The 20,050-nt window shown below is 64.5% G+C and carries 17 protein-coding genes; 4 read left to right on the forward strand and 13 right to left on the reverse strand.

Annotated features, from left to right (window positions below; all coding sequences use genetic code 11):
- Window positions 1-77 precede the first annotated feature (77 nt).
- The 11 genes from ACRDTL_RS18265 to ACRDTL_RS18315 form a co-directional block, all read right to left on the reverse strand.
- The gene (locus ACRDTL_RS18265) at window positions 78-1,853 is read right to left on the reverse strand and encodes an IS1634 family transposase (protein WP_431508103.1); all 1,776 of its coding nucleotides are present in this window, start codon (window positions 1,851-1,853) and stop codon (window positions 78-80) included.
- 136 nt (window positions 1,854-1,989) lie between these two features.
- On the reverse strand, window positions 1,990-3,756 hold the full coding sequence (locus tag ACRDTL_RS18270; RefSeq protein ID WP_431508104.1) for an MCE family protein: 1,767 nt from the start codon (window positions 3,754-3,756) through the stop codon (window positions 1,990-1,992).
- Complete coding sequence (locus ACRDTL_RS18275) at window positions 3,756-4,937, reverse strand: MCE family protein (RefSeq protein ID WP_431508105.1); 1,182 nt, start codon at window positions 4,935-4,937, stop codon at window positions 3,756-3,758. The genes ACRDTL_RS18270 and ACRDTL_RS18275 overlap by 1 nt, the downstream gene beginning before the upstream one ends.
- Window positions 4,934-6,376, reverse strand: a complete 1,443-nt coding sequence (locus tag ACRDTL_RS18280) for an MCE family protein (RefSeq protein ID WP_431508106.1) — start codon at window positions 6,374-6,376, stop codon at window positions 4,934-4,936. Before ACRDTL_RS18280 ends, ACRDTL_RS18275 begins: the two co-directional genes overlap by 4 nt.
- Window positions 6,373-7,497 carry an MCE family protein gene (locus ACRDTL_RS18285; RefSeq protein ID WP_431508107.1) on the reverse strand — a complete coding sequence of 375 codons (1,125 nt, stop codon included), beginning with the start codon at window positions 7,495-7,497 and terminating at the stop codon, window positions 6,373-6,375. Before ACRDTL_RS18285 ends, ACRDTL_RS18280 begins: the two co-directional genes overlap by 4 nt.
- On the reverse strand, window positions 7,490-8,524 hold the full coding sequence (locus ACRDTL_RS18290; RefSeq protein ID WP_431508108.1) for an MCE family protein: 1,035 nt from the start codon (window positions 8,522-8,524) through the stop codon (window positions 7,490-7,492). The genes ACRDTL_RS18285 and ACRDTL_RS18290 overlap by 8 nt, the downstream gene beginning before the upstream one ends.
- Window positions 8,521-9,675: an MCE family protein gene (locus tag ACRDTL_RS18295; RefSeq protein ID WP_431508140.1), complete on the reverse strand. Its 1,155-nt coding sequence runs from the start codon at window positions 9,673-9,675 to the stop codon at window positions 8,521-8,523. Before ACRDTL_RS18295 ends, ACRDTL_RS18290 begins: the two co-directional genes overlap by 4 nt.
- A gap of 132 nt (window positions 9,676-9,807) precedes the next feature.
- The gene (locus tag ACRDTL_RS18300) at window positions 9,808-10,653 is read right to left on the reverse strand and encodes an ABC transporter permease (protein WP_431508109.1); all 846 of its coding nucleotides are present in this window, start codon (window positions 10,651-10,653) and stop codon (window positions 9,808-9,810) included.
- A gap of 13 nt (window positions 10,654-10,666) precedes the next feature.
- Complete coding sequence (locus ACRDTL_RS18305) at window positions 10,667-11,476, reverse strand: MlaE family ABC transporter permease (protein WP_431508110.1); 810 nt, start codon at window positions 11,474-11,476, stop codon at window positions 10,667-10,669.
- Between the two features lie 12 nt (window positions 11,477-11,488).
- Window positions 11,489-12,694: a CaiB/BaiF CoA transferase family protein gene (locus ACRDTL_RS18310; protein ID WP_431508111.1), complete on the reverse strand. Its 1,206-nt coding sequence runs from the start codon at window positions 12,692-12,694 to the stop codon at window positions 11,489-11,491.
- The gene (locus tag ACRDTL_RS18315) at window positions 12,691-14,211 is read right to left on the reverse strand and encodes an aldehyde dehydrogenase family protein (protein WP_431508112.1); all 1,521 of its coding nucleotides are present in this window, start codon (window positions 14,209-14,211) and stop codon (window positions 12,691-12,693) included. The genes ACRDTL_RS18310 and ACRDTL_RS18315 overlap by 4 nt, the downstream gene beginning before the upstream one ends.
- A gap of 258 nt (window positions 14,212-14,469) precedes the next feature.
- Between ACRDTL_RS18315 and ACRDTL_RS18320 the strand changes: the two genes are divergently transcribed.
- From ACRDTL_RS18320 to ACRDTL_RS18335, 4 genes are read left to right on the forward strand one after another with little or no spacing between them, the layout of a single operon-like run.
- Window positions 14,470-15,171 (forward strand): SDR family NAD(P)-dependent oxidoreductase, encoded by a 702-nt coding sequence (locus tag ACRDTL_RS18320; protein WP_431508113.1) that lies wholly within the window; start codon window positions 14,470-14,472, stop codon window positions 15,169-15,171.
- Window positions 15,172-15,186: 15 nt separating this feature from the next.
- Complete coding sequence (locus ACRDTL_RS18325) at window positions 15,187-16,047, forward strand: mycofactocin-coupled SDR family oxidoreductase (protein WP_431508114.1); 861 nt, start codon at window positions 15,187-15,189, stop codon at window positions 16,045-16,047.
- Window positions 16,048-16,076: 29 nt separating this feature from the next.
- Window positions 16,077-16,280 carry a ferredoxin gene (locus ACRDTL_RS18330; protein WP_431508115.1) on the forward strand — a complete coding sequence of 68 codons (204 nt, stop codon included), beginning with the start codon at window positions 16,077-16,079 and terminating at the stop codon, window positions 16,278-16,280.
- 53 nt (window positions 16,281-16,333) lie between these two features.
- Window positions 16,334-17,617, forward strand: a complete 1,284-nt coding sequence (locus ACRDTL_RS18335) for a cytochrome P450 (protein WP_431508141.1) — start codon at window positions 16,334-16,336, stop codon at window positions 17,615-17,617.
- A gap of 70 nt (window positions 17,618-17,687) precedes the next feature.
- On the opposite strand, the gene ACRDTL_RS18340 is transcribed toward ACRDTL_RS18335, so the two are convergent.
- Window positions 17,688-18,863, reverse strand: a complete 1,176-nt coding sequence (locus ACRDTL_RS18340) for an acyl-CoA dehydrogenase family protein (RefSeq protein ID WP_431508116.1) — start codon at window positions 18,861-18,863, stop codon at window positions 17,688-17,690.
- Window positions 18,847-19,845, reverse strand: a complete 999-nt coding sequence (locus tag ACRDTL_RS18345) for an acyl-CoA dehydrogenase family protein (RefSeq protein ID WP_431508117.1) — start codon at window positions 19,843-19,845, stop codon at window positions 18,847-18,849. The genes ACRDTL_RS18340 and ACRDTL_RS18345 overlap by 17 nt, the downstream gene beginning before the upstream one ends.
- Window positions 19,846-20,050 lie beyond the last annotated feature (205 nt).

Consider the following 20,050-nt stretch of genomic DNA (forward strand, 5'->3'; position numbering starts at 1 on the left):
CCGAAGTTACGGCGGTTGGGGTAGGTGATTTCGGCGTTGACGTGGGGTTTTGGTGGGTTTGGCTGGTTTGGGTCTGACTACGCGGCGATGGTGAGCGGGATGGTGGCCTCGATCAGGTCGAAGGCGCGTCGTTGATCGGGGGTGGCGTCGGTGAGGATGTCGATCTCGATGTTGGTGTAGTGGTAGCGGATCCGGTTGCGGGTCAGCGTGGCGAGGTGGTCAAGCAGGCCGCGGAAACTGCGCAGCGGAGCGCCGTCAGCAGTTTGGTGGCGGGAGGCTTTTGCCTGGGCGTCTGGTGAGCGTTGGGCTGCGGTGACCGGGTTGTCGCGGGTCGGTGGATGCTCGTCGGTGTAGGTCAGCGGTGCCCAGGCTTTGCGCAGGTGCCAGGTCAGATAGCAGGCCAGTAGGCAGATCAACACATGGGCTTCGACACGTTCGGTGAGCCGGTGGTGGACGGGACGCAGGTGCAGGTCGTCGGATTTGATGCTGCGGAAGTCGCGCTCGATGTGGGCGAGATTTTTGTAGCCAGTCACCACTTCGGCGGGGTCGAGCTCGGCGGCGGGCACGCTGGTGCGTAACACGTAGATGCCGTCGAGGGCGGCCTCGGCGTCGATGCCTTTTTGGTCGCGGTGGTAGGTGAAGCTGGTGTCGGTGATGGTGCGGTGAAAGTGTTTGCCCACTTTGTATTTACCGATGATCCGTCCGATCGCTTCGCCGATGGCCGCGGCGCCAGACAGGGTGCCGCGGTCGACCCGCCCGGCGATGCGGGCCAGCTGGGCTTCGGTGGCGGCCAGCAGCTCGCTGCGTTTGCGGGCGCGTTCGGCGGCCAACGCGGGGTTGCGGCAAGCGATCAGCCGTTCGCCGGGGTAGTCGGGGTGGGTGATCTCGGCCAGGTCGTGGGTATCGAACAGGCTCATTTGCAGCGGCCCGTCATCGGCGGCCAACGCGGCGATCTGTGGCGCGCGCAGCGCGCTGATCCACCCGAATGCTGTTTTGGAGTTGTTGAGTTCACGCAGCGCATCGATGCGTGCCGTGGTGATCATGCCGCGATCGCCCACCAGCACCAGCCGGGTCAACCCGAAGTTGGTGCGCACGACCTCGACGATGTCAGTGAACGCGGTCGGATCGGCGGTATTACCGGGAACTACCCGCACCGCGACCGGGCGCCCGGCGGGGTCGGTGAGCACGCCGTAGTTGATCTGCGGGAGCCCTTTTTTGCGGTCGCGGGAATAGCCGCGGGCGGCCAGCTCACAACAGCGACCGGTCATCCACGACGAGCTCAGATCGAACAACGCCATCCGCGACGGATTAGCCTGTGGTGCAAGGTGCTTGGTGGAAAGCTTCTTCTCGATCGCGTCTTGGCGCCCCACCAGCCAGTCCATCGCCGCATAGATCTCGTCGGTGGAGGCGCCGGCCACATCCAGGTCCACACCCACGGTGGAATCAGCCCACCACGACAACGTCGAACGCTTCGGCTTGGGCCGAACCACCCGCGACACAATCAACGCCAACGCCAAATCCCGTGACCGAGATGGCGGCCCCAACAGCGCCGGCAACCCCAGCCGATGGGCCATCGCCGTCACCGCCGCCACATGCCCGTGCGGCAGCGCACGGATGATGCTGAACTGCTGATCGGCGGGCACCAGCGTGTGGCCCTTCAGCGTCGCCTCGATCGCAGCAACGGCGGCCCCGGGCAGCATCGACAAATTGGCCACCGTTTCGTTGCGCACGTTGGGGCCGTCACGATAGGTGCGGCGTAGATACACCGACTCGTAGTCACGCACGCGACCCTGCTTATCCACGTGGGCTCTCTTAACTCTGACTACGTGTACTTTCCCAGCATTGCGCGGCATACCCAGCAGCATAGTCGAAGTGCCGGGAAATCAACCGTACCGACACGCATTATTTTGACTACACTTGTGATCGCGTCGGTCCCCATATCGTCAGCTCACAACTCATTTTCCCGTCAGAACCCGTCGTAACTTCGGCTTAGGTTTGCGTGAGCACCAAGTCTTTCCATGTCTTGGTTTTGTGGTCCGGCGAGGTAACCAGATCTGACTGGTGATACACGTGGCCGTCCGGTCCCATATATGACCCGGTGCGCGGGTTGTATGAAGCGATGGCAACCGAGGGGCCGTTCTCAGAACCGCTGGCGCCGAACGAACTCGGGGCCGCTGCCGGCGCGGGTGTATCGGAGTCGGGAGTATCCAACGGTGCCAACGGCCCCAGCGGTGACGGACTCGCCGGGTTACCTTGCGGTCCCGGCGGTGGCGGGCTCGGGGGGTTGCCTTGCGGTCCCGGCGGACCCGCGGGCGGTGCCAGCCATGGTGGACCCGCGGCGTAAGTCGGCGGTCCCGGCGGCGGGGCACCCGCCGCGTTGCCGGGCGGTAGCGATCCCAGTGGCGGGCGTGGGGGAAACGCCGGGGGTGGGGGCAGCGGCGCGGGTGGTGGCAGCGGCGTTCCCTCCGGTGCACCGTATTCCAAATCGTGGAAGTTGATCCGATCATCCGGTGGGATGCCCTGCGACACCAGGTTCGGATCCAGCGGGTAGGGGCCGGCCATATGCTGCCGCATGGCCAGCGGTTCGTATGGCTTGTCGCTGTTGCAGATTTCGACGGTGGGTGCGCGCTTGCCGGGGTGCCCCATGCACGGGTAGTTGCGGGCACCGCGAACCGCGAGTGGCGAATCCTGGGGCAGTTTGCAGTACAGCCCGTCCGGGGTGTCGATCGTGGTGGTGTCGGCCGGTGACCGCCACTGGGACGGCGACAAGAAGCCGACCGTGCATGGCGGCGGATCGGCGATCGAGACGTGGAAACCGCCCACCGGCAGGCCGGTGTAGTTGTTGATCGGCTGGGCTGCCTGAAGCTCCGCGATAGCCGGCGGCAGCAGCACAAGAAGTTGCTCCAGGGATGGATGATAGGTCACGCCGATTTGGCCGATCGTGGTCAGATTGGCGAGCAACACCGGCAGCGTGGCCTTGACCTGGTCGAGCAGGCGGGCAGCCTCGTCGGCCGTCCCCGGCCCGTTCTGCAACAACGTCCGGACCTGGGCATCGTCGGTCGCTACCTGCTCGCTCACCCCGGCAAGACTGCGCGCCCACAGTCTGATCGAGTCGGCGGTCTGGGCTTGTGAATCCAGCAGCGGCGCGGTGTCTTCGGTTAACGTCCGGGTGCGATCGGATACGGCGTTGGCATCGGCGGCCACCCTGGCCGAGGAGTCGAACAGCGACCCCAGGTCATACCCGGATCCGTTGAAACCCGTGAACGATTCGTCGATCAACGCGCTGAGCTTGTCCTTGGGAATGCTGTTGATCAGCTTGGTGGTCTGATCCAGCAGCGGCCCAACCGGTTGCGGGATGGTGGTCTCCCCCACCGGTATCACCGAGCCGTCCCGCAGGTAGGGCGGCGAGTCGGTATGCGGCCGCAAATCGACATACTGTTCCCCCACGGCCGAGATGCTGCGTACCTCCGCGCGCAGGTCGGCCGAAATCTTCGGCGAGGTGCCAAGGGACAGCGTCGCTTTCGCCCCGTGGACGCTCAGCCCGACCGCGGTGACCTTGCCGACCTGTACACCGCGGTAGGTCACGTTGGAAAAGCGGTACAGTCCCCCCTCGGCGGGCAGCTCCAGCGTGACGGTGATCCGGCCGACGCCCAATAGGGTGGGCACCTGCATGTAGGCGAAGACCATCACGATGACACCGATGATCGACACGATCGTGAAGATGGTCAGCTGGATTCGGACGAACCGGGTTAACATCAGCGACCCCCGTTCGCAGCGCTGACGTTCGCACACGGGTCCGGCGGTGGTGGCGTACGCGGTAACCCGGTAGTTCCGTCACCGTTTGGAAACTTCGTGTAGAAGGCGTCATATCCGGGGTCTCCCGGCGCCGGCACCCAGGAGAGGTCCTTCTGTTGCCAGTGGGTGCCGATGAATGTCTGTTGCTTCAGTCGGGAGCGGGTTCCGTCGATGATGACGAAGACATTGAAGTAGTCGCCGCGTACACCCCGATCGACGAGATTTTGGCCGTAGGGGAACGCCGATCCCGCGAAGGCAATGTTCTTGGCAAGGTCGGGGCCGACCTCGGCGAGCGAACAGAATGTCGGCACAAGGTTTTGCAGGTTCTTCACCAAATCGGTTTGGGTATCGTTGATGAGCCTTGTCGCGGTGTCGCTGAACACCCCGAGCTTTTCAAGTGCCGTGGTTATCCGTGGCCGTTCCTTCAGCAGCACGTCGAGCGAGGGCGGAATCTCCCGCAACGCCCGCGTGATGACGTTGCGTTGTTCGGCGAACGTACCGGCAACACGGTTCAATCCCTGGACCGACGCGACGATGTTGTCACGCTGATCGTCAAACGTGGCGACGAAGTCGTCCAGCCGGATCAGCAGATCCCGGACCTCGCCTTCACGACCCGACAGCGCGCCGCTGAAATTGTGAATGATGTCGCCGATCTGCCCTAATCCTCCCGAGTTGACGATCACCGACAACGAGGACAGGGTCTGCTCGGTCGATGGATAGGTCGACGACTTGCTCAGCGGGATCGTGGCGCCCGGCTTGAGCCGTCCGGTCCCCGGCTGGCCGAGCGGCGGATTGAGCTCCAAATGCATCGAGCCCAGCAGGCTGGTCTGTCCGACGCTGGCCACCACGTTGGCGGGGACGACGACATCGGGCCGCACCGCGACTTCGACGTCGGCGCGCCAACCCCGCACCGTCATTTTGCTGACGCTGCCGACCACGACGTCGTCGATCATGACCGGCGAATTCGACTCCATCGTGCCGACGTTGGCGACCTCGACGTGGAACACTTGAGCACCGGATCCTCGTCCCACCGCGCCGGGAAGCGGCAGCGAGTTCAGCCCTTGGAATGCGCATCCGGTTGCGGTGAGCACCACACACGATCCGATAACGAGCAGCCGACGGGCAGCACACCAGATGGTCATGACCCCGGCCTCTCCGACGGAAGCAGCATGTCCTGCAACATCGGCGGTGCGGGAGTCCCGGCAGCCGCCGGCCCGGGTGCGGGAGGCCCGGGTGGCAGCGACACGGCGCGCGGCGGCCCGGGTGGCGGCGGCGCCCAGAACGCTCCCGGGCCCCAGTTCGGGATGTCATCACCTGGCAGCCCGGTATACGCCGACCCCGTGGGCGGGATTTCGGGCGGCGTGGGGGTGGTGCCGTTCAGGCCGCCTTCGCAGGCCTCCATGTGCGGATGACACGGGATCAGCGCCGGGTCGGTGTAGATGACGTCTTCGGGGTCTGCCGCTTTTGCGATCCACGGGTCGGTCGGAATAGGGAGATAGTTGATGAAGTTCAGCAGCCGCAGTCCCGGGCCGAGGTATTGGGCACACAGCTTCCCGGATTCCGTCGCGGTGATGTTTTCGATGGCCTCAATAGACGTGCACACCGCGAACGTCACATTCGAAAGCTGGTTGACCACGAACACGCCGTAGTTCATACCGGTCGCGGGACTGTAGATGTTGTAGAAGTTGGCGAACGCGTTCGGCGCAACGTGCAGGATGTTTTCGAGATCGGTGTGGTGGTCGACAATGTTTTGGGTGACGTCGACCAACCGCGCGAGCTGCTCGCTGGTTTTGTCGCGGGTTCCTGCGATGAAGCGCTGCACCTCGCCGACCGCGACCGACAGATCTTTCAGCGCCGCATCCAGGTCGGACCTGCTTTCGTTGAGCACGCTGGTGAGCGTGGCGAACCGGTCCTGGAACTGCACGATCTGGGTGTTGCTGTCGCGCAGGGCCGTGACGAAAGTCTGCAGATTCTTGATGATGTCGACGATATTGCCGCTGCCGTTGGCGAGAATCCGTCCCACCCCGGACAGTTGGGCCAGCGTCTGCCGCAATTTCTCGCCGTTGCCCTCCAGCGAATTGGCGGCGCTGTCGATAAACCGCGCCACCGACGGCGTGGTCACCTTACTGTTGGGTCCCAAATCTGTTGCCAGCCGCGTCAGTTGGGTTTTCACCTCATCCCACTCGACCGGTACCGCCGTCCGGTCGGCTCCTATCACCGCACCGTCGGGCATCGTCGGGCCACTGGTCCGGTAGGCCGGCGCGAGTTCGACGTAGCGCGCTGCGACCAGATTCTGGGCGACGATCACCGCCTTGGCATCGGCCGGAATGGGCACGTCGCGGTCGACGTGCAGGGTCAATTTGGCTTGAGCGCCCACCGGTTGGATGGCACCGATGTTGCCCACCCTGACACCGGAGACCCGCACCTGGTCGCCGGGGTAGATCGCGGTAGCGGTGGTGAAAAAGGCGGTAATCGTCTTCGGACGGAAGAACGTATTGCGGACAACCAATCCCGCGCCGGCAACGACCAGCGCTGCCAACATCATCGCCAATCCGGCCACCAGCCTGTTACGCGGGATCATGGAGATCCTCCGATCCTGCCGCCCAACGTGCAGCCATCGCACGGCGGAATACCGGCGTACGGGAAGGGCAATTCCGCCCGCGGCATCGGCGACGGGAAGCCGGGTCCGCGACCGGGCGCGGTGTCAAACGTGCGGAAGCCAAAGAGATAGTCGATGAACGGCTGAAGGAGCTGCAATACGAGCTGGTTTGGTAGGAACGCCTGGTAGTAGAAACCGGTCGATACGGCCTCACCAAGGGTGATCTGGTATTTCGCCAGGCCGGGCAGCGCTTTGGCGATGTTGTCGCGGTTCTTCTCCAGGACGGCTGTCACCGAATTCAGTTTGTCCAACGTCGGCGCCAGCTTCGCTTCGTTGTCGTGCACCACGCCGGTCAGCTGCTTGGCGACAACCGAGGTGTTCGCCAGCAGATCGACGATCTCCTGCCGCCGCCGCGCCAGCACGCCGACCAGATCATTGGCGTTGAGGATGAGCGTGTTGACCTGTTGGCTTCGCTCCGACAGGATTCCGGTGACATCACTGGCATTCTTGAGCAGATCACCCAGGTTCTCGTTGCGGCTGTTGAGGGTCTGTGACAAACGGGTCAGCCCGTCGAACGTCGGTCCCAGTTGCGGTGCGATCTGGTCGATCGTTTTCGACAGGGTGTCCAGCGACTGGTTGAGCATTGCGGTGTCGGTCCCGGCCGCATTGGTCGTCAGTTCGCTGACCGCGTCGGTCAGCGAATACGGCGAGGAGGTACGCGCAATCGGGATGACATCCATGGGATGCAACCGGCCGCTGCCGGCCGACTCCAACGTCAACATCCGCTCCCCGAGCAGCGTGCCGGTCCGGATGTGCGCGGTGGTGTCCGAGCCCAGCAGAATGTTTCCGTTGAGGCTGAAGGTCACCAGGGCGTCGCCGTGCTGCAGCGACACACCCGCCACCGAACCGACTTTGATGCCCGATACCCTCACGTCGTTGCCCACGGCCAGACCGCCCGCTTCGGAAAACAGCGCCTGGTAGCGGACGGCGCTCGCCAACGACAACAGCCGTTCGGGCTGCAGGCCCACCGCGATGACCAGCAGCACCAGGACCACCCCGATGAAACCCGCCTTTATCAGCTGAGAACCGCGGTATTTAAGCATCGGGTTCTGCGCACCTCCCCCCTTCTTGCTTGAACCACGGGGCCACCACGGTGCGGTTCTGCATGTCGGTAACCCGCCAGGCCAACGAGCAGAGATACCAGTTGATGGTGCTCATGTAGGAGCCGGCCCGGATCAGTTTGTGGTAGTTTTGCGGCGCCTTGATCAGTCCGGCGTCAATCTGATCCTTATGGTCATCAAGCAAGGGAGCCAACCGGTTCAACTGATCCACGTTGCCGCGCAATGATGGCCGCGCCTTGGTCAGCAGGTCTGCAAGGGATGCGGTTCCGTTGTCCAGGGAGTCGATCGCGGTGCCGATCGGATCACGGTCTGCGGCAAGTTCAGTCGCCAGCCGTTGCAGCCGGTCAATCGTGCCGGAGAACTTACCGCCCTCCTTGTCGATCGTGGCCAGCACGGTATTCAGATTGTCGATCACGCCTTGAACGACTTCTTTGTTGTCCGCCAACGCGTTGGTGAACGACGACGTCTTGGACAACAGCGACTCCAGGGTTCCGCCCTGGCCTTGAAAGACCTTAATGAGCGATGACGTGAGCGCATTCACGTCCTGCGCGTTCAGGCCGCGAATCACCGGCTTCAGCCCGCCCAGCAGCAGATCGAGGTCAAGTGCCGGCGAGGTGCGGTTGACGGGAATCTGAGCGCCGGCCGGCAACCGCTTGGTCGATCCCGGACCATCGATCAGCTCCAGATACCGATCGCCCACCAGGTTGAGATACCGAACCGCCGCATTGGTGCCGTCGGTGAGGGCGATGTCGCGGTCGGCGTCGAACTTCACCAGGACTTTCTTGTCCGGCTGCAACGAAACGCTATTCACGGTGCCTACCCGGATACCGGCGACTCGCACCGTGTCTCCGGACTTCAAGCGCGACACATCGTTGAAGACGGCCGCATACCCCGTTGTCGAACCGGTGCGGTACTGGCCGAAGATGAAGAAGAGAAAGGTGGTCAGCACCGCCATGATGATCGCGAAAATCCCGAACTTGATGATCATCGCGCGCGTCGAGTCGCTCATCCCGGTTGACCGATCTGTGCGCTGTTCCGCGGTGGTCCGTCCAGTGGCCCGAAGAGCCACTCCTTGATGAGGTCGGAGTTCCACAACAGGAACTGGTTTCCGTACTTGAACGGGTTCGAACCGGTATCGGCGACGACGGATGGCGCCTTCCCCTCGAAGGGCAACTCCGGAAGGTCGGTGCACTGCGGGCCGCCCTTGGCCGCCACCCGGGGCAGGTCACCCGGATACCGGTAACGCTCCGCACCGAATTCGAAGCCGATCAATAGGGTTATGCCCGGATCTTTGAACGGCGGGTTTTTCCACCAGTACGAGAGGCCCTTGATCCCGCACCACAGCGCGAAGTGGTACTGGCTGGCCAGATCGGTCGTCGGCAGCAGCAGATGCACGACATCGGTGAGCCGTTGCCTGTTGTCCCCCAGCACCTGATTGCCGATGTCGGCCAACCCGATCGAGCTGACCAGCAGCGCATCCAGATTGTTTTGCTCATCGACGATGGTCCGGCTGATCCGCGTGGCGCTGTCGGCGGTGGTGATCAGGTTCGGCGCCGCATCGGCATAGGCGTTGAGCACCTTCGGCGCGACCGCAAGGTCATGGCTTAGTGCCGGACGGCTCGGATCGATCTTTGCGAGAAAAGCATCAAGGTCGCTCAGTGTCTGGCCGAGCTTTGCGCCCCGCCCGTTGAACGCCGATGCCAGCGCGCCCAAAGTTTCGTTGAGTTTTTCCGGTTTGATCTTCGACAGCAGCGACGTCAATTGCTGGAACACCGTGTTGACTTCGACCATGACGTGTTTGCCGGCCAGCATCTGACCGGTGTGTAGCCGCTGCGCCGAGGGCTCGGCGGGTGCCACCAGGTCGACAAACTTAGCGCCGAACACCGTCGATGACGTGATGTCGACGAGCACATTGGCCGGAATGAAATGCAACTGGGACGGATCCATCGCCAGGTGAAGAGCCGCTTCGCCGTTCGGCAGCGATTCGATCGAGCCAACCTTGCCCACCTGCACGCCGCGCATCTTGACCTTGGCGTCCGGGTTCATCACCAAGCCGGCGCGTGGCGACACCACGGTCACCGGCACGGTGTCGGTGAAGCTGCCCCGGAACAGGCCCACCGCCACCGCGACGATCCCGACGATCGCCACAACGGTCGCCAAGCCGGCCAGCGGGCGGGCGTAGGATCGTGCGCCAAAATGCCGCCCTGGCGAGGCGCCGACCGGCGCTGCCGCACTGGCGGTTTCAGACCGGTAGATGGGCCCCGGCCCGAGGTTTCTCGTCAAGACCCTCTCCTACCCTGACAGGTTGAAGTTGCCGTTGGAGCCGTAGATGGACAGCGAAACCAGCAGCGTGACCGACACCACCATGATCAGCGACGTGCGCACCGCGTTACCCACCGCCACGCCGACACCAGACGGTCCCCCGGACGCGAAATAGCCGAAGTACGTGTGGATCAGCAAGACCGTCAGCGCCATCAGGACAGCCTGCAGAAACGACCAAAGCAAGTCAATTGGGTTGAGAAACGTTGTGAAGTAGTGGTCATACAACCCGGCAGACTGCCCGAACAAGAACACCGTGATCCCGCGGCTGGCCATGAACGACAGGATGACCGCGACGGAATACAGCGGAGTGATCGCTATCATCCCGGCGAGGAGTCGGGTGCTCACCAAATACGAAATCGGGCGAATCGCCATGGCTTCCAACGCGTCGATTTCTTCGCTGATCCGCATCGCACCCAGCTGCGCGGTCACCCCGGCGCCAAACGTTGCCGCCAAACCAATCCCGGCGACCACTGGCGCCGAAATCCGCACATTGATGAACGCCGCCAGGAACCCGGTCAACGCCTCGATGCCGATATTGCCCAACGAGCTATACCCCTGCACCGCCAGAGTGCCACCGGCGGCCAGCGTCAAGAAACCGACGATCGCCAACGTCCCGCCGATCATCGCCAACGTGCCGGCGCCCATGCTGATCTCGGCGATCAGGCGAATGACTTCTCGCCGATAATGCACCGCCGCGAACGGCGCCCCGGCGATCGCCCTACCGTAGAACAGCGTGTGATCACCCACCCGGCTCAGCGTGCCGACCGGCCTTTCGAGTTGGCGGAAAAACCGGGGATATGCAACTCGCAGCGTCACGCCATCTCCCCCATCACTTGGCCGACATCTTGATGCCGATTGCGGTCACCACCACATTGATGGCCATCAATGACATGAACGCATACACCACGGTTTCGTTCACGGCATTGCCGACCGCCTTGGCACCCCCGCCGGTGATGATCAGGCCGCGATAGCAGGCGACCAATCCGGCGATCAGCCCGAAAAGCGCTGCCTTGACACAGGAAATGATCACTTCGGGCACCCCGGTCAACAAGGTGATACCCGCGGCGAACGCACCCGGGTTGACGTCCTGAATGAATACCGAGAACGTGTAGCCGCCCAAGATCCCGATGATGACGACCAGGCTGTTGAGCAATAGGGCAACCAGCCCCGAGGCCAGCATCCGCGGCGTCACCAACCGCTGCACCGGATTGATGCCCAGCACCTCCATCGCGTCGATCTCTTCCCGGATCGTCCGCGAACCCAGATCCGCACATATCGCCGTCGACCCCGCGCCGGCCACGATCAACACCGTCACGATCGGGCCGATCTGGGTCACCGCGCCGAACGCGGCACCGGCACCGGACAAGTCGGCCGCCCCGAGTTCACGCAACAAGATGTTGAGTGTGAAGCTGACCAGCACGGTAAACGGGATGGCCACCAACAACGTCGGCGCCAGCGACACCCGCGCGATGAACCAGGACTGCTCCAAGAACTCCCGCCAGAAAAACGGCCGGCGAAACGTGAACCTCACCGCATCGGCGGACATCGCGAACAAACCCCCGACGGCCTGCATCGGCCCGGAGAGGTTGCGCCCGAATCTCACACCGGGCGACCAACGATCCGCAAAGCTACTCGCCATCTCTCCCAACCCCTAGGTGACGGCGCCGGCCGTCTTGAGCTCGATAATGCGGTCCCAATCGAATCCGAGTTCGGCCAGAATTTCGTCGGTCTGCTCGGCGAATCCGGGCGCGGGGCCGGGTTCGGGTGCGGTGACATCGAATTGCACCGGGTTGGCAACCAGCTCGAGTTCGCCTGCCCGCACCATGTATTCGTTGGCCCGGATCTGCGCGTCGCCGGCGGCCTGCAGGGTGTCCTGTACCGGCGCCCACGGTCCGGCCAGTGTCGCGAAACGTTCGCTCCATTCGGCCAGCGTGCGGGTGGCCATCACCTTGGACAGGATCTCCACCGCCTCGGCGGTGTTGGCGGCGATCAGTTCGTCGGTGGCGAACCGTGGGTCCTCGGCGAGCTCGGGCGCCTCGATGTGCCGACACACGTCGGCCCAGAACTTGCTGGCCTGCATCATCACCAAAGAGATGTAGCGGTTGTCGGCTGTCGCGTAGAGCCCGACCAGCGGGTTGTTGGGGGCACCGTGCACGCCCGGCGGCAGGGCTTCCAGCCGCTGGCCCAGGTGCACCGTCAGGGCCACCGTGTGCCCCATCGACCACAGGCCGCTGCCCAGCAGCGAGACGTCGACGACCGACGGCTCGCCGGTACGTTCGCGTTTCAGCAACGCGGCCGCGATACCGCCGGCGAGGTTGGTGCCCGAAATGGTGTCGCCGTAGGCCGGCCCGGGCGGCCCGATCATGCCGTCCATCCCGGACGGGGTGACGGTGGCGGCGGTGCCGGCCCGGCACCAGAACGCGGTCATGTCGTAGCCGCCCTTTTCCGCCTCGGCGCCGCGCGGGCCGAGCGCGCTGCCCCGCGCGTAGATGATGTTTGGGTTGACCGCGCGGACGTCGTCGACGTCGATGCCGAACTTCTTCCGGTGCCCGGGCAGGAAGCTGGTCAAGAACACGTCGGAACGGCGGGCCAGCTCGTAGAGCACTTCCTTGCCCTGCAGCACCGACATGTCCAACCCCAGGCTGCGCTTGCTGCGGTTGGCGTGCTCGATGTTGGGGTTGGGGTCGCCCTCGACCCGCAGCATGCCGGTCTGCCGCAGGCCACGCTGCGGGTCACCGGTCACCGCGTGCTCGACCTTGATCACGTCGGCGCCCCATTCGGCCAGCACCGCACCGGCCGACGGGACGAACCCGTACATGGCGACCTCGAGAACGCGGATGCCCTCCAGCGGCTTCATCCGGCCGCCTTGGCAACAGGTACCGCGAACGTCTTGCGCTCCAGGAACCCTTCCAGCCCGGCCACGCCCATCTCCCGGCCGACGCCAGACTGCTTGAAGCCGCCGAACGGGCTGTCGGCACCGAAGTAGTTGCCGCCGTTGATGGAAAACGACCCGGTACGGATCCGGCGCGCCACCGCCAGCGCGCGGTCCTGGTCGGCGCTGAACACCGCACCGGCCAGACCGTAAATCGAGTTGTTGGCGATGCGCACCGCGTCGTCGTCGTCGTCGAAGCCGATGACGACCAGCACCGGGCCGAAGATTTCCTCCTGGGCGATCTCGCTGTCCGGATCGACATTGGTGAGCAGCGTGGGCGCATAGAAGTAGCCGGGGTCAAGCCGCTTGCCCCCGGTGACCAGCGTCGCGCCGCCCGCGACCGCCCGCTGCACCATGCCGTCGACCTTGTCGCGCTGGCGTTCGTTGATCAGCGGCCCCATGTAGGTTTTCGGGTCGGCCGGGTCGCCGTGGCGCACCTTGGCGAAGTTCGACGCGATCAGCTCGACTATCTCGTCGTGATGGTTGTTGGGCACCAGCAGCCGCGAGGTCAGCGCGCAGCCCTGTCCGGCATGGGTGACCATGGAAAACGCCGCAAACATGCTGGCCATGCCGAAGTCGGCGTCGTCGAGCATGATCACCGCCGATTTGCCACCCAGTTCGAGGAAGACCCGCTTGACCGTGTCGCTGGCCGCGGCCATGATCTTGCGGCCGGTGGCGGTGGAGCCGGTGAACGTGATCGCGTCGATGTCCGGGCTGGTGGTCAGCGCGGCGCCGACGGCGGGATCCGACGAACTCAGCACGTTGACCACGCCGGGTGGGATGTCGGTGTGGCTGGCGATCAGCTCGCCGAGCGCCAGCGTGATCAGCGGGGTGTCCGGGGCGCCCTTGAGTACCATCGTGCATCCGGCGGCCAGTGCGGGCGGCAGCTTGGCCAGTGCCAGCTGGTTCGGGTAGTTGTAGGCGATGATCGCCCCCACCACCCCGACGGCCTCCTTCTCGACCCAGCGGTGATGGCGCATGCCGCGTGACTCGGTCTCGCCGAGATCCTCGCTCATCGGGTAGCTGCGCAGCAGGTCGGCGTAATAGCGGACGATGCCGATCGGCTCGTCCAGCTGCGCGCCATGGGTCAGCGCGCGGGTAGCACCGACTTCGGCAATGGTCAGCTCGCGAAGTTCCTCGGCGTGGTCGAGTAAGGCTTGGTGCAGCTGATCCAGACAGCGGATCCGGAGATCGATGTCGGTCGGCCAGCTGCTAGCGTCAAATGCTCGGCGCGCCGCCGCGATCGCCGCCTTCGCTTCGGCGACTGTCGCATCCGGGGCGTAGCCGAGGATGTTCCCCTCGGTCGCCGGATTCACCGAGGGGAATGTCCGATTGGCGGTGACGAGCCGACCGTCGATCAGCAACCGCCGGTCGGCTTGGGCGTCTGCTTCCGGGGACCCGGCGCCACCCGCGATGGTCGCTGTCGAGTCCTGCGATGGCATTCCGGCCCTCCTAGACACGTGGATAATTTCATTCTCATCCTCGGCGAATCATACATTCAGCCAACGAGAATTCAACAAAACCGCAGAAACGAGACTGACATACTCGTAAGGCATGCAGCAACCGTGAATTTCCACTGTCTTCGCAGGCCAAAGGCGCTTTCCATGCGGCCTTGCGACAAGCTGCGAGCCGAGAGTAGGGTTCTCATAATCGAAAGGGAGATTCTTGGTGATAGAGGTGCTCCGGAACGGGGTCGCGCCGTGAGGACCGCCGTCGTCACCGGCGGCGGATCGGGCATCGGCTTGGCCGTGGCGGAGCGGCTGCACAAGGACGGCTACCGGGTCGCCACGATCGATCTCAAACCATCCGAGACCGACTTTGCGTTTACCGCCGACGTGACCGACCGAGCGCAGATCGACGTCGCGGTGTCGGCAATCCACGACCAACTGGGTCCGGTCACCGTTCTCGTCAACGCCGCCGGCCTCGACGGGTTCAAGCGATTCACCCACATCAAGTTCGAGGACTGGCAGCGGATCATCGACGTCAACCTCAACGGCGTCTTCCACATGATCCAGGCGGTGCTGCCCGACATGATCGAGGCCGGCTGGGGCCGGATCGTCAACATCTCGTCGTCGAGCACCCATTCCGGCACCCCGTACATGTCCCACTACGTGGCGGCCAAGTCAGCCGTCAACGGGCTCACCAAGTCGCTGGCCCTGGAATACGGGCCCAGCGGGATCACCGTCAACGCCGTGCCGCCGGGTTTCATCGACACCCCGATGCTGCGTAACGCGGAGGAACAGGGCTACATCGGCGACATCGAAAAGAACATCGCCGCGACGCCGGTGCGCCGGATGGGCCGCCCGGAAGACATCGCCGCGGCGTGCGCCTTCCTGGTGTCCGAGGAAGCCGGCTACGTCACCGGACAGATATTGGGCGTCAACGGCGGCCGAAACACCTAACCGGATGGAGAAGATGTGGGGCGCGTTGACGGCAAAGTCGCATTCGTCACCGGTGCCGCCCGGGGCCAGGGCCGCAGCCACGCGGTTCGGCTGGCCGAGGAAGGCGCCGACATCATCGCCGTCGACCTGTGCCGTGACATCGAGACCATCGGCTACCCGATGGGCGCACCGGAGGACCTCGACGAGACTGCGCGGCTTATCGAGAAGACCGGCCAACGGGTGGTGATCGCGCAGGCCGACGTGCGCGAAGCCGCCCAACTGCGCACCGCACTGGAAAGCGGACTGGCCGAATTCGGCAAGCTCGACATCGTGGTGGCCCAGGCCGGCGTCGCGGGTATGAAGGGCCGGCCACCGCTGCAGGCCTGGTGCGATGTGATCAACACCAACCTGATCGGCACGATCAACGCCATACAGGTGTCGTTGCCGCATCTGAGTGAAGGCGCGTCGATCATCGCCACCGGATCCACCGCCGCGCTGATGGACACCGCCAAGAAGGACAACCCGGGCGCCGACCCGGGCGGCATGGCATACGTGCACTCCAAGCGCGCGCTGTCGACGTACGTCCATGACCTGGCGACCGAGCTTGCGCCGCTTGCGATTCGGGCCAACGTCATCCACCCGACCAACACCAACACCCCGATGCTGCAAAGCGACCCGATGTACCGGTCCTTCCGGCCCGACCTGGAAAACCCGACCCGCGCCGACGCCGAGCCGGTTTTCGGTGTGCAGCAGGCGATGAGGATTCCCTACGTCGAACCGGAAGACATCAGCAACGCGGTGCTCTGGCTTGCCTCCGATGAGGCGAGATACGTAACCGGTGTGCAACTGCGCGTCGACGCCGGCGGTTACCTGAAGTGGTATGACTTCAGCAAGTAAGGGACTTCAACATTGAGGGGAAAGGCACTGTGAAGGTTCGGGTCGATCCGGAGCGCTGCCAGGGGCACGCGCAGTGCGTCATGATCGCGCCGGATTCGTTCGTGCTCGACGATATCGACGGTCATTCCTCTGCGGTCACCGAAGATGTTCCACCCGAACAGGAGTCGAAAGTTCGCGAAGCCGCGCAGTCCTGCCCGGAGCAGGCCATCATCATTACGGAGACAAGGCGTTGAGCGACCGCAAGAAGCGCCAATATCACTTCGACCGGCACACTCCGGAATACCGGATGCAGTTCGAGAAGATCACCGGGGAAATACTCGAGAAGTGTCCGGTCGCCTGGAGCGACACCTACGACGGCCACTGGGTCGCCGGCGGCAGCCAGGCGGTGTTCGAGCTGGCCCGATGCCCGCACGTCTCCAACGATCACGATGTCAACGGCGAACGCCGCGGCTACCAAGGTATCTCGATTCCGTTTGCCAAACGCGCGAGCGGTGTGCGTGGGGGCATCCTGGAAATGGACGAGCCGGAACACCGTACCTACCGCAACGTGCTCAACCCGTACCTGTCACCGGCCGCGGTCAAGCGTTGGCAGCCGTTCATCGACGACGTGACGCGAGCGTGCCTCGACGAGAAGATCGAGGAAGGCCGCATCGACTTCGTCGACGATCTCGCCAACGTCGTGCCCGCCGTGCTGACCCTGGCGATGATGGGCATCCCGCTGAACAAATGGGCGATCTACAGCGAGCCGACCCATGCAGCGGTGTACACCCCCGAGCACTCTCCCGACGTCGAGCGTGTCGTCGAGATGCATCGCCAGATGGGAATCGATCTGCTGAACAACATGTTCGAGATCCGCGAGAACCCACGGCCGGGCATCGTGAATGCGCTACTGCAGGCGCGCATCGACGGTGAGCCGGCGCCCGACATCGAGATCCTGGGCAATCTCGGACTGGTCATCGGCGGCGGCTTCGACACCACGACCGCGTTGACCGCTCACGCGATGGAATGGTTGTCGCAGCATCCCGACCAGCGCGAGCTGCTCAGTCGTCAGCGCAACACCCTCCTCGATCCGGCCACCGAGGAGTTCCTGCGCTACTTCACCCCGGCGCCCGGCGACGGACGCACGTTCTCCGACGACGTGGACATCGAGGGAACACGGTTCAAGGAAGGCGAACGACTGTGGATTTCCTGGGCGATGGCCAACCGCGACCCCGCGGTCTTCGCGGAACCCAACACGATAATCATGGACCGTAAGGGCAACCGGCACTTCAGCTTCGGCCTCGGCATACATCGCTGCATCGGGTCCAACGTGGCACGCACGGTATTCAAGTCGATGCTGACCGCCGTGCTCGACCGGATGCCCGACTATCGCTGCGACGCGGACGGCACCGTCCACTACGAGACGATCGGCGTCATCCAGGGCATGCGGAAGTTGCCGGCCACGTTCACTCCGGGCCCTCGGATAGGGGCCGGCCTGGATGAAACGCTGGACAAACTGCAACGGGTCTGCGACGAGCAGGAACTCGCCCGGCCCATCACCGAACGCAAGGAAGCCGCCGTCATCGACTAGGCAGCGGCGCCCAGCGTCACGCCAGGGTGACAGTGTCCGCCGAGCGTCACGCCAGCGTGACGCGGCGCCGTTAGCCGGTAGGTAATCCGAGCACCCGTTGGGCGATGATGTTGCGCTGGATCTCCGAGGTGCCGCCGGCGATGGTGCCCGAGAAGCTGCGGGCGTAGCGCTCGAACCAGCTGGCGAAGTAGTGGTCGAGATTCATCGGCGCGTAGGGACCGGTGAGCGCCGGATGGATGAGCCCGTCGGCCCCGGCCGCCGACAGCGCGTGTTCGGATGCACGTAGCTCCGCTTCCGACCCGAGCAGCTTGAGCACGGAGACGCCCGGCACATCTTCTTCCCCGCGGGCGGCGCGGGCCAGCGCCGTCGACCCGAGCAGGCGCAGGGCTTGGTGATCCATCACCAAGGTCGCGTACTGGTCACACTCGAGCGCACCGACGGGATGGAAGTCGCTGATCAGGTTGTCCAGTCGGTCGGCGAACCCGAGCCACATCATCGTGCGTTCGTGCCCGAGCGATCCGTTGGCGACCCGCCAGCCCTGGTTCAGCGGCCCGACGAGATTCTCGGCCGGCACCCTTGTGTCGGTGAAGAAGACCTCATTGAAATCCAGGTCGTCGGCCGAGCAGATCGACGGGAACGGCCGCCGCACCACCCCGGGAGTGTCGGTGGGGATCAGTAATGCGCTGATGCCCTTGTGCTTTGGGGCGTCCGGATCGGTGCGCACGAAGGTCAGCAATACGTCGGCGTCATGTGCACCCGACGTCCATACCTTCTGGCCGTTGACCACGAAGTCGTCACCGTCCCGCACCGCGCGGGTGCGCAGTGACGCCAGGTCCGAGCCGGCACTCGGTTCGCTCATGCCCAGCGACGCGGTGATCTCGGCCCGCAGGATCGGCACCGCCCAACGCTGCTTCTGCTCGTCACTGCCGAACGACAACAGCGATGCCGCAACGATATTCACGCCTTGCGGGTTGAAGCTGTGGTAGATCCGTCGCCGGCACAGCTCCTCGAGGTGGACGAACTGCTGCAATATCGTGGCGTTGCGGCCGCCGAATTCCGGGGGTTGGCCGGGCAGCAGCCAGCCGTCGTCGAACAGCAGCCGCTGCCAGCGGCGCGCCCAGGCCGGCATGTGCGACACGGACCGGGGCCGCTCCAGCGTGTCGGCTTCGGCAGGCAGATGCTCGTCGAGGAAGGCCGCGAACTCGGCGCGAAACGCCTCGACACCCGCGTCAAAGGTGAGCTGCACGGTATTCCTCGGCAATCATCGCCCGGTGCTCGGCGGCACCGCCGAGCATCAGCTCGCCGGCCTTGGCCCGCTTGAGCGCGAACTGCAGGTCGTTCTCCCATGTGAACCCCATCGCACCGAACAGCTGCAGACCATGGCGGAATACCAGCGACTGGCATTCACCGGCGGCGGCCTTGGCCATCGCGGCGGCCACCCGGCGGCGAGGATCGTCTTCCGCGATCGTCAACGCGGCGAAATACGCCAGGGCCCGCGCGCGCTGCACGGCCACGTACATATCGACGGCCTTGTGCTGGACGGCCTGAAACGAGCCGATCGGTACCCCGAACTGATGGCGGTTGCGCACATGGTCGAGGACCAGATCGAGGATGCGCTGGCAGGCACCGACCATCGTCGTCGCCATCCCGGTCAGCGCGATATGACGCGCCCGCTCGGTATCGACGGACAGGCGGGCGGTGTCGGGCACCCGGGCCCCGGCGAACGTCACGTCGGCGACATGCAGCACCGGATCGAACACCGACTTGCGCCGTGCCGATACCTCCCCTCCGCCCACGATGAAGACCGCCGCGTCGGTCACCACCGCCAATTGCTCGGCGCGATCACCGTCCAGCACATGACGTGCCGTGCCGTCCAGCACCCATCCGTCGGGGTCGCGGTGCGCCGCGACTCCGCTGTAGACGGCGGCCCCGGCGCGGTGCGGGTCGAACCGATCGGCCGCCAACGGCGCGAACTGAGTCATCGTCGCCAGGAATGGGGTGGGGTCGGTGGCGCGGCCGAGCTCTTCGGTCACGATGGCCAGTTCCACCGCACCGGCCGGATCATTCAGCTCGGTCCAGCCGAGATCCACGTAGCCTTTCCACACCGGGCCGGAGTCGACGCCGTCTTCGGCGACGCTTCGGACCAGTGCCGGCGGGCACTGCTTGGCGACGACGTCACGCACGGTTTCCTGCCACAGCCGCTGATCTGCATCGAACTCTAGAAGCACCGCTTGAAAATACCATTCTCTTAACCGAAAGTATGCATCTCAGTGCGTGCGAGATAGCTTGTCGAAGCCGGGCTACCGACCCGCGCGGTTGCCACGAGGAGGACTGCGTGACATGGTCCACGGTGCCAGAGGGAGTGTCAGAATGCTATTCTCGGATTGCAAGAATTTTGCTCACATGGGCTCCCGGGCAAGCGTGGTGCGATTA

This window comes from Mycobacterium sp., from assembly GCF_050700595.1.
Classification (GTDB): domain Bacteria; phylum Actinomycetota; class Actinomycetes; order Mycobacteriales; family Mycobacteriaceae; genus Mycobacterium.